This is a genomic window from Blastococcus mobilis (assembly GCF_900188025.1).
Lineage (GTDB): Bacteria > Actinomycetota > Actinomycetes > Mycobacteriales > Geodermatophilaceae > Blastococcus_B > Blastococcus_B mobilis.
Map to the genome: position 1 here is coordinate 50,808 of NZ_FZNO01000026.1, position 9,799 is coordinate 60,606.

General features: G+C 70.5%; 9 protein-coding genes and 1 pseudogene. 4 read left to right on the forward strand and 6 right to left on the reverse strand.

The window, feature by feature from the left end; genetic code table 11:
* The first annotated feature begins 36 nt into the window (after positions 1-36).
* Entirely contained in the window at positions 37-477 is a 441-nt protein-coding gene (locus tag CHB94_RS19735) for a hypothetical protein (RefSeq protein ID WP_089338265.1), read from the forward strand.
* Positions 478-1,021: 544 nt separating this feature from the next.
* Entirely contained in the window at positions 1,022-1,600 is a 579-nt protein-coding gene (locus tag CHB94_RS19745) for a hypothetical protein (protein ID WP_089338267.1), read from the forward strand.
* Positions 1,601-1,968: 368 nt separating this feature from the next.
* Here CHB94_RS19745 and CHB94_RS19750 read toward each other — a convergent pair whose 3' ends face one another.
* The 5 genes and pseudogenes from CHB94_RS19750 to CHB94_RS19770 form a co-directional block, all read right to left on the reverse strand.
* On the reverse strand, positions 1,969-2,478 hold the full coding sequence (locus tag CHB94_RS19750; protein ID WP_089338268.1) for an inorganic diphosphatase: 510 nt from the start codon (positions 2,476-2,478) through the stop codon (positions 1,969-1,971).
* 277 nt (positions 2,479-2,755) lie between these two features.
* A pseudogene (locus CHB94_RS19755) lies at positions 2,756-3,867 on the reverse strand (IS630 family transposase).
* Positions 3,868-3,938: 71 nt separating this feature from the next.
* Positions 3,939-4,637, reverse strand: coding sequence for a hypothetical protein (locus tag CHB94_RS19760; protein WP_141137570.1), 699 nt, complete (start codon positions 4,635-4,637; stop codon positions 3,939-3,941).
* A 620-nt stretch (positions 4,638-5,257) separates the two neighbouring features.
* On the reverse strand, positions 5,258-5,917 hold the full coding sequence (locus tag CHB94_RS19765) for a response regulator (RefSeq protein ID WP_089338270.1): 660 nt from the start codon (positions 5,915-5,917) through the stop codon (positions 5,258-5,260).
* Positions 5,914-6,915, reverse strand: a complete 1,002-nt coding sequence (locus tag CHB94_RS19770; protein WP_089338280.1) for a sensor histidine kinase — start codon at positions 6,913-6,915, stop codon at positions 5,914-5,916. Before CHB94_RS19770 ends, CHB94_RS19765 begins: the two co-directional genes overlap by 4 nt.
* Before the next feature lie 227 nt (positions 6,916-7,142).
* On the opposite strand from CHB94_RS19770, the gene CHB94_RS19775 reads away from it, so the two are divergent.
* A complete protein-coding gene (locus CHB94_RS19775) occupies positions 7,143-7,397 on the forward strand; it encodes a hypothetical protein (RefSeq protein WP_141137571.1) in 255 nt (84 codons plus the stop codon).
* Complete coding sequence (locus CHB94_RS19780) at positions 7,379-9,028, forward strand: potassium/proton antiporter (RefSeq protein ID WP_089338272.1); 1,650 nt, start codon at positions 7,379-7,381, stop codon at positions 9,026-9,028. Before CHB94_RS19775 ends, CHB94_RS19780 begins: the two co-directional genes overlap by 19 nt.
* A 414-nt stretch (positions 9,029-9,442) precedes the next feature.
* Here CHB94_RS19780 and CHB94_RS19785 read toward each other — a convergent pair.
* Positions 9,443-9,799 (reverse strand): transposase (locus CHB94_RS19785; protein ID WP_176445658.1); only part of this gene is annotated, 357 nt, incomplete at its 5' end.

Here is a 9,799-nt window from a genome sequence, read left to right on the forward strand (position 1 = left end):
CGCCCGTCGCAAGGCGACCAGTGCCAGACTCCTGTCATGGGCGCCGTGTTCGTCTTCTACCGAGGCGAGTTCTACGGAACCGCGGTCTCCGTCAAGGAGACAGTGGACGAAGCAATCGAACTTATGGAAATGATGGAAGCCGAGGACCCCGACGACGATTACGACGGCGCGTACCTCGATGACGGCACCGTGCTGCGACGGGTGGTCCCAGAAGAGCCCGACGTCCATCTCGACCTCGAGCCCACCGAAGAGCGGGATCTTGTCGGACTACTCGAGAAGATCAACGCCTACCAGCACGGTAGAGGCCGTCCCGCTGACGTCACCGACCCCATCGCCTTCGCAAACGACGAGTTCCGGGAGTCCTGGGAAGAAGACCGCCTGCGCCGGCCACGGTGGCTGTCGCGCTGGCGACATCGGGCGGGGCCGAAACAGGTGCAAGCCACTTCGCCGACCGCAGATCCGGATTCGGGTCCCTGAGCCGGTTGCGGGCCGCTGACCCGGCGCAGGCGGGTGAGGCAGAAGCCCTTGATGTCGGTGACGTAGCCGCCGTCGGCGGTGTGTCCGCTGCCGTCGATCTCGAAGTTGGCGAAACAGCACGCCATGCAGAGCGTCGGCGCCGGAGGCCCCCAGCCGCTTGATCAGCGACATCTTGCCCTGCGGGCGCATGACGGTCTTTCCCCAGCCGGAGCTGATGAGGTCGACACCGTGCTGCGACACGATCTACATGCTGATGGCCTCGTTCATCGGCGGCAGGATCACTGCTCCGACCTCGGAGCGTCTGCGGCGGCGGCGATGGCCCGGTTGACGGCGGCTGATGTCTTCAACGGCCAGGTAGTCGCGGACGTCGTACATCCTGCGGCGCCTGTAGGTCGCCCTCAAGGACAGCTCGGAGCAAGCCTCAGACCAGCCGTCGACACCGATCAGCGATCCCCTGCGGGACGCCGATCGCCGCTTCGGGTGGAGCTGCTGGACTGCGAGGCCGTAGGGCCGCACGATGCGAGCTGTGAACGGACCCCGGCCGGTGTGGCTCCTGCTGGCGATGGCGGCGCTGCTGGCCGCCACGCCTGTGCTGGCTGCCTGCGGCGCCGGCGGGCCGGGCAGCGCGCCCTACGTCGCGGAGTTCGGCCTCGGAGCTGATACGCCTGAGGCGCGGGAATACGAGCTCACGCCGGTGCCCGGACCCCGTGTTCAGGTTCTCCCGGAGCCGTCGCATGCGCCGCGAATGACGCTGCCCGATCCTGGGGAGGGCTTCGAGCTGTCCTACACGCCCTCGCCGGCGCCTGCGCCCGACTCCGGTGGCCAGTCGCCTCTCGAGTCGGCTTTCCGGTCGTCGATCGCCTGGGTAAACGAAGGGCAGTACCTCGCGGTGATCACCCACGGCAGTGGTAGCTGCCCCAGCGGGCCGGACAGCATCGAGGTCGCCGCGGAGCAAGAGATCGAGATTCGTCTAGGGCCGCTGTTCCCCGGGCGGGACCCCTGTACTGCAGACATGAGCCCGCACGTCACGGTGGTGGAGCTGCCGCAGGGGATCACGCCGACGAAGCAGCTGGTGGCCCGCTTCGGGGACCACGAGGCGACCATCGAGGCCGCGAGTCGCTGACCCGGCCCGCCGGACCGCTCGTCGACGCTGCGGCCTGCTCAGCGCGTGCGTAGTGAAATCTGCCCCTACACGTCGGCGGGCTCCGCCCACCCGTCGGCTTGGAGTCGTTGAGCCGAGTCGTCTCGCAAGCCGATCCCTGTGCCGTGACGGGGGACCAAGGCCACAGGCCTGTCTCTGAGGGCGGCCTATGGGCGACCCGAGGCCACGGCGACGGACGCGTCAGCCAGTCGACGGGCGGCCCGCCGCGCCTGGCGGCAAGAGTCGAAACGTCCCGGAGGGGACGGCTGGCTCGAAGACCGTCTCGAGCGGTCGAACCTCCCCAGCGACCTGGCGGCCTCGTCATCGCGTGGCCTGGCGTCGGACCTCGCTCAGCCCTGGGTACTGGAGGCCGTGGTGAGCCGGTCGGCGAACCTGCGCCGCGCGTCCTCCAGCGCATTGATGGCCTTCTCCCGGCGCTCCCAGCCGCGGGTCTCGGCCGACTTGTCGGGTGCCAGGGCCTCGTAGATCTCGAAGAAGTGCCAGATCTCGGCGATCTGGTGCATCGGCACGTCCTCCAGCTCCTGGAGATGGAGCTGCCGCGGGTCGGTCGCGGGGACGCACAGCAGCTTGGCGTCCGGGCCCAGGCGGTCGTGTACCCAGAACACGGCGATGACCCGGGCGCGGACGAGGCAACCGGGGAAGGTCGGCTCGGCAAGGAGCAGGAGGGCGTCGATGGGGTCGCCGTCCTCGGCCAGCGTCTCGGGTACGAACCCGTAGTCGCCCGGATAGCCGGTCGCGGTGAAGAGCATTCGGTCGAGCCGGATCCGGCCGAGCTGCTGGTCGTACTCGTACTTGTTCCGGGATCCCTTGGGGATCTCGACGATCACATCGACTTCCACGGACACGCCCTCCCCGGCGGTAGGACCCCAGAGCTCGGAGTGGCCAGGCAGCGGACGGTGTTCGTCTCGATGCTGGGTCCGTCATCGCCAGGCGACCCTGACCCGGCGCCCGTCGTGCGTCAACCCGGCCAAGGGCTGTCCTTGAGTGGGCCGCTAAGGGACAGCCCGATGCGCTGCAGCCGTTACCTCGCTGAGCGTTCGGCAGGAGGAACCCCGAGCGGGACGACCGCGCGCTTCGCGGCATGAGGACACGGCCGAGGCCGTTCCCTCGCCTGGCCTAGTGCTCCGTAACTGGCGTGGCTTGTGTCTTGCGCCGCCGCGGATTGGTGGCCTTGGCGATGACGGTGTCGGGGTCCTTGGTCCAGGTGAACGGGGCGCAGCGGTCGTTCCACGCGTGGATGAAGCGCTCGATGGCGGCGATGAGGTCGGCGACGGTGGGAAAGCTGCCGCGGCGCAGCGCCTGGCGGGTGATGATCGAGAAGAACGCCTCGGCCAGGTTCAGCCAGGACCCCGAGGTGGGCGTGAAGTGCAGGGTTACCCGCGTGTGGCGGGCCAGCCAGGCGCGCACCGCCGGGTGCTTGTGGGTGGCGTAGTTGTCGACCACCACGTGCAGCTCGCGGCGCGGATAGGCGGCGGCGACCTGCTGGAGGAACGCGAGGAACTCCTGGTGGCGGTGCCGCTCGGTGCAGGCGTCGGTCACCTTGCCGGTGGCCACCTCCAGCGCGGCGAACAGCGTGGTGGTGCCGTGCCGGACGTAGTCGAAGGTCTGCCGCTCCGCCGATCCAGGCCGGACCGGCAGCACCGGCGCGGTGCGCTCGAGGGCCTGCAGCTGCGGCTTCTCGTCCACGCAGAGCACCACCGCCTTCGCCGGCGGATGCAGATACAGCCCGACGACGTCGCGGATCTTGCCCTCCAGCTGCGGATCGGTGGAGAACTTGAACGTCTCCGCCCGCCACGGCTGCACGCCGAAGCGGTGCCAGATCCGGGCGACGGTGGCGTGCGAGAGCGGCGTGCCCTCCGCCGCCAGCGCCGCGGCCAGCAACCGCGAGGACCAGTGCGTGGCGCCGAACTGGGTGGGCGGTGCGGTCAGGGTCAACTCCAGCACCCGATCGCGCAGCGCCTCCGGCAACGGCGACTCCGAGCCCGGCCGCGGCAGGTCCTCCAGCCCGGCCAGTCCGAACTCCGCATAGCGCCGCCGCCAGGTGACCACCGTCGGCTCGGCACAGCCCACCCGCGCGGCGATCTGCTTGCCGGCATCCCCTCACCGGCCAGCAGCACGATCCGCGCCCGCTCCACCACCCGGGCCGGCGCGCCCTTGCTCCGCGCCCGCCGCCGCAGCTCCCGCCGATCAGCGTCCGGAATCTCCACCGTGCGCACGTGCGCGGCCATGAGAAATGGTCCACCCTGACCGGCGAAGCCATCAAGAACCGCTGCGACGGAGCACTAGCTGAATTAGGGCGCTACTTGCCGACGTCCGGCTCCGTGTACCCGAGCGCGTACGCGGCGAGCCCAGTGGTGTACTCGGTGACCGCCTTGTGCAGCGCCTTGAGCCGGTTCGCGAGCGAACCCCACGGCCGGTCAGCCGCCATCTCTGCGATCTCGACCTCCAAGACGAGGTCCGGGTACAGCTGCACCTGCTGCCCGCGCGACCACGGGTCGACGACGAAAGTGGCGATGTCGCCTGCTTCGTCGATGACGGGCCGCTCGACGCGGCGCGACCGGGTGATCTCCGACCCCGGCGGCGCCTTCACGGCGAGTCCGCCCTCGACGACGCAGGCGCCCACGAGGTGCATCGTGCGGTGGCGGTCAATCCGCGCGAGGTCGTTCAGCACCCTGAGGCAGTTCAGGTCCTGGCGCTGCGCCTGGTAGGGCTGGATGCGCTCGAGCATTTGGCGGTGCTCGTCGCTCAGGTGCTTGAGTCGGTACACGTTGCGACCCCAGTCGGCCGGCGTGCTGTAGATCGGGAATTGCAGTTGCGACGCGCCTGGTGGAGGGTTCTGCGCGCTGTGGATGACCGCGACCTCGTACAGGCAGTTGTCGAGCGTCGCGCGAAGCTCGTACAGGAACTCGCCGATGAGCAGCGGCAACCGCTTCGGAAGCGGCCGCTCGCGCCGAATCCCGACGACGCCCGAACCGGCGTCGTCGACCTCGACGAACACCCGGTAGGGGTGGTCTGCGAGGAACGCCGCCCACGCCTCGCCGAACGCGTGCAGGTGTTCGGCAGCGCGATCGAGCCGAGCCCAGCACGAGTCGAAGCGCTCCCAGCCTGGCGGTCCGCCCACGTCTCGGGAGGCTACGGCTGGGCGGACCGGAGCAGCGCCCGCCTCAGGGGAGTGGGTTGGTTGTGCTGAAGCATCCGCTCATTGGCGCGCGCGCGTCTCGCAAGCCGAAGCGCGTTACGGGTACGGACCCGACGACTCAGTCTGACCTGCGACCTTCGGCTGGAGGCGTCACGCGTCCCGCAAAACCATGGTCGCGGGCAGCCAACGCGCGCATTACGGCAGGAGTCTCATATTCGGCTGGTACGTGGGGGAGCAGGTCGTCGTCTCGTCCAAGGTTGGGTGAAGTGCGGGGCTCCGCGCGTTCACACTCGCCGACGAAAGTGCTGGAGGAGCCTCTGCTTGTCCTCGGGTCGACGCGGGACAGCAGAGATCGGTCGCGGCCGCCCGGCGCCTGCCGCGAGGCTGGCGGATCGATGTCCACGGGATCTCCAATGTCAGGGCTTTGGGTACGCCTTGGGCTTTCTGCCGTCCGCCGCCGGGCCGGGGGTTGTTCCGTGTCAGCTCTCGATGAGTCCGGTTCGGATCGCGTAGCGGGTGAGCTCGGTGCGGTCGCGCATCTCGAGCTTCTGCAGGATGTTCGCGCGGTGCCGCTCGACGGTCTTGATGCTGATCACCAGGAGCGCGGCGATCTCCTTCGACGACCGGCCCTCGGCGATCAGCTTGACGATCTCGGACTCGCGTTCGGTGAGGATGCTGCCGGGCAGCCGCTCCCCGCGGCGGGCCCGTTGCAGGTATTCGCGCATCAGCGCCGTGAGGGCGTCCGGGTAGATGAAGGGTTCGCCGCGCATCGCGGCGCGGCAGGCCTCGACGAGGTCCCGGTCGGCGACGGACTTGAGCACGTAGCCGCTTGCCCCGGCCTTCAGCGCCTCGAAGAAGTACTGGTCGTTGTCGTACATCGACAGCAGCAGGATCCGGGGTGCCGCCGGGCGCCGGGAGATCTCCCGCGCCGCCTGCAGGCCGGTCATCCGCGGCATGGCGACGTCGAGGATCGCGAGATCGATCTCGTGCGTGCGGGCGAGTGCGACGGCTTCGGCGCCGTCGCCGGCCTCGGCGACCACGGTGAGGTCGGGCTCGCTCTCCAGGATCAGCCGCACGCCGCGGCGGACCAGCGCGTGGTCGTCGGCGAGCAGGATGCGGGTCGGCCCGGCGGCGTTCATGCGTCGTCCCGACGTCCCGGCACGGGGACGAACAGTTGCAGCTCGGTCCCGCCCTCCTGGTGGGGTGTCACGGTCAGGCTCCCCTCGACGAGCATCGCCCGCTCGCGCATGCCTCGCATCCCGGCTCCCTCCGGGCGTCCGCCGACGCCGCGTCCGTTGTCGGTGATCCGTAACAGCACTGCGTCCCCCCGCGGGGTCTGCATGAGCTCGACGCACACCCGGTCGGCCGCGGCGTGCCGCGCCACGTTGGTCAGGGCCTCCTGCGCCACCCGGTAGACGACCAGCTCCGCCTGGGCACCCAGGTCGGGCAGGTTCGAGCTGAATCGGCGGCACACGTCGGCGTCGGTCAGCCGTGCGTGCTCGGTGACCAGTGAGGTCAACGCACTGACCAGGCCCAGGTCGTCGAGAACACCGGGACGGAGCCGGCGGGCGACCTGCCGCACCTCGTCGAGGCTCGCCCGTGCGGTCTCCTGCACCAGCTGCACCTCACACCGCACATCGGCTGGGACCCGGGCGGCCACCCGCTGGAGGCCGAGCAGGACCGCTGTGAGTCCCTGACCCACCTCGTCGTGCAGTTCCTGGGCCACCCGGTGTCGCTCCCCCTCTTGGGCGGCCAGTGCCAGCGCGCTGCTGGAGCTCCGCTCGGCCTCGAGGCGGGCGAGCATCGCGTTGAAACTGCTGATGAGGTCGGAGACCGCCCCGTAGCCGAGGTCCGGCAGCCGCTGACCGGGTCGGAGCAGGTCCACCCCCTCCATCAGGTGCCGGAGGCGGTCCAGCGGGGCGAGGGTGGCTCGCAGCAGCGCGCCGTTGGCCAGCAGCATCACGCCGAGCCCGACTGCCAGCACGATCGCCTCGGTGGCAAGGACCGGCGCCGACACCGTCGCCGGCGACGCCGCCAGGACGGCGGTGCCGGCTGTGAACACCGCACCGTTGATGAGGCAGACCCGCCAGAACAGCGGGACGCCGCCCCCGCGGGGACCCCGCGATCCTCGGCCCACCACCCACCGTCCTTCCCGCACCACTCCCACTCATGCGCTCGACCGAGGGTCGGGCATGGCCGTCGCCGCGCCAAGGGCTGCGCCGAGAGATGGAGAGAAGCCCCCATCGAACGATCGTGATCACCGCGGGAAAGTGGGTGCTGCCACGGATTCCGCGACGGGGGAGGCGGCGGCGACCATGCGAGGAAACGGAGCGGCTGCCAGCTGACGAGCCGGGAGGAGGCCGTGTGCATCATGTGGCCAAGGACCTGGCCGCCCTCCCGGGCGCGCTTCTCATCTGCCGCGTCCTCGCACGGGCCGGCGTGCTGATCGGGCTCGCCTCCATCCCGCTGTTCGTGCTCGCCGGGGCCGTCCTCGGGCCGCACACCCCGGGTTTCGATCTCGTCGACAACCCGACCGCCGACCCCCCGCGTGCGCGGCTCGCCGGAACGCGACGCCGTCGATCGCTGGGGAGGGAGGGGACGTGTCGGTCGCCGACCTGAACGTGGTTGTGCTGGCGGTGACCGCCCTCCTGCTGGTTGCTGTCGCGGCCGTGCGGCTGTCCAGCCGAGCCGGGCTGCCGACTCTGCTGATCTACCTGGGCCTGGGCGTGATCGTCGGCGAGGCCGGCTTCGGTCTCGAGTTCGAGGACGCCGAACTCACGCAGGTGGTCGGCCTCGTGCTGCTCGGCGTCATCCTGGCCGAGGGTGGGCTGACCACGCGGTGGTCGACCATCCGCCCGGTCTTGGGGGCATCGCTGCTGCTGGCGACGCTGGGCGTGGCCCTCAGCGTGGCGGTCACGGCCGCCGTGACGTACGCGCTGCTGGACGTGAACCTGCGGACCGCCATCCTCCTGGGAGCCGTCGTCTCCTCCACCGACGCCGCGGCGGTGTTCTCGGTGCTGCGACGGCTGCCGCTGCGGCGACGCCTGGGCGCCACCTTGGAGGCGGAATCCGGGTTCAACGACCCACTGGCCATCATCCTGGTGACCCTCGTCGTCTCCGACGGGTGGGAGCAGTCCAATCCGCTGGTGGCTCTGGCCCAGGTGTTCTACCAACTCGCGATCGGAGCCGTCGTGGGGCTCCTGGTGGCCAGAGTCGGCGAGAGCGTGCTGCGCCGCAGTGCGCTGCCGTCAGTAGGGCTGTACCCGATCGCCACCGTCGCGATCGTCATGCTCGCGTTCGCTGCCGCAGGCGTCGTGGCCGCATCCTCGTTCATGGCGGTGTACGTCGCGGCCTTGTGGCTGGGCAACGCCCGCCTGCCGCACCGCAACGCCACTCTCGGCTTCGCCGAGGGCCTAGCGTGGCTGTCCCAGATCAGTTTGTTCGTGCTGCTGGGGTTGCTGGCCAGCCCGCAACGGCTGCCCGCCGCGCTGCTGCCCGCTCTCATCGTCGGCGGAGCACTGCTGCTGCTCGCCCGCCCGTTGTCCGTGGTGGTGTGCGCGACGCCGTTCCAGGTGCCTTGGCGGGAGCAGGCGTTCATGTCCTGGGCGGGGCTGCGCGGGGCGGTGCCGATCGTGCTGGCGACGATCCCTGTCAGCGCCCGGCTCCCGGCCGCGCAGCAGATCTTCGACATCGTCTTCGTCCTGGTGGTTCTCTTCACCCTCGTGCAGGCACCCACGCTGCCGCCGCTGGCTCGTCGTCTGGGCGTGTGCGACGAGGAAGACACCGCCGAGGTGGCCATCGAGTCGGCCCCGCTGGGCAGCATCGATGCCGATCTGCTGGAGTTCTCCGTGCCAGCGGGCTCCAAGCTGCACGGGGTGGCGATGTGGGAACTCCGCCTGCCGCCGGGGGCCGTGGTCTCGGTGATCCTGCGCGACGGGCACACGCTCGTCCCCGACCGGCAGACGACCCTTCGCCACGGCGACCAGCTGCTGCTGATCGTGCCGAGCAAGGCCCGGCGTCAGGCCGAACGCCGCCTGCGGGCGGTGCACCGCGCCGGCCGGCTCGCCAGCTGGCTAGGTGAGCAGGGCGAGACCGATCCGCAGCCGATCGAAGGTCGAATCCCGCAGGTTCAGGGCCGGTGGGACCGCGCTGTCCGGCGCCTGCGCGCCGCCGCGTCGCGCCGGGCGGGCCTAGCGTCGGCCGGTCGACGCGCGGCTGACATCGAGCCGTCACCCCGGTTGCCGCCGTAGGCCGAGGACCAGTGCCACGTGAGCGCGACTGCCGAAGCTGAAGCAGCGCCTGGCAGACGGTTCTCGCGACCCCCAGGAGAGGAACTGCGGTGTATCCCGATAGCCGAACCCTCAACGCCCCTGGCTTTGCCGGGGGCGGCTCGGACAGGCCCGTCCCGCAGGGGATCCTCCTGCGGAACCGCCAGCGAGGCAGACGGCGGCAGCGCATTGGGCTGTCTCAAACGGCCAACTCAGAGCCAGTCTCGGCCGGCACGCCGCGGCTCTCGGCCACCACTAAGCCCGGATGCACCGCGACGAGCGGCCACTGCCTTGAGTGATCTTGGTTTCGGAGTGGGGAAGCGTTCGGCGCGCTGAGGGCAGGGTGGTCCCGCCGGGCTGGCCGGCCTCTCCGGTCTCCGGTCGTAGGTGCGGGGGTCAGGCTGGTCGCGGGAGTGCGGTGATGGCTGTCATCGCGGTGTCGAACTCGGTCTGCCAGGGCCAGCGTTCGGGAGCGCGGAGGCGTCGTCGGCGGCCGGAGTGAACGAGTCGAGCGGGCATGGTGAACAGCGTCGTGCGCAGCGTCGCGGCGGTGGCCCGGGCCAGTCGTCCGCCGGCGAGGAGACCGACGGCGCGACCGAGGTTGTGGGCCAGCACGGTGAGCGCGAGCCAGGCGGCGTTGGCCATGAACCGGCCCGAGGGCAGGTGCGCCAGGCCGGCGGACTTGAGCTCGGCGATGCTCTGTTCGACCACGGCGTGCCGGCGGTGGTCGGCCTCGACCTCGACCAGCGGCAG

Bases quoted from the DNA above. Each gene is read 5' to 3' on its own strand.
- CHB94_RS19735 (WP_089338265.1), top strand. From the start codon at position 37: ATGGGCGCCGTGTTCGTCTTCTACCGAGGCGAGTTCTACGGAACCGCG.
- CHB94_RS19765 (WP_089338270.1), bottom strand. From the start codon at position 5,917: ATGAACGCCGCCGGGCCGACCCGCATCCTGCTCGCCGACGACCACGCG.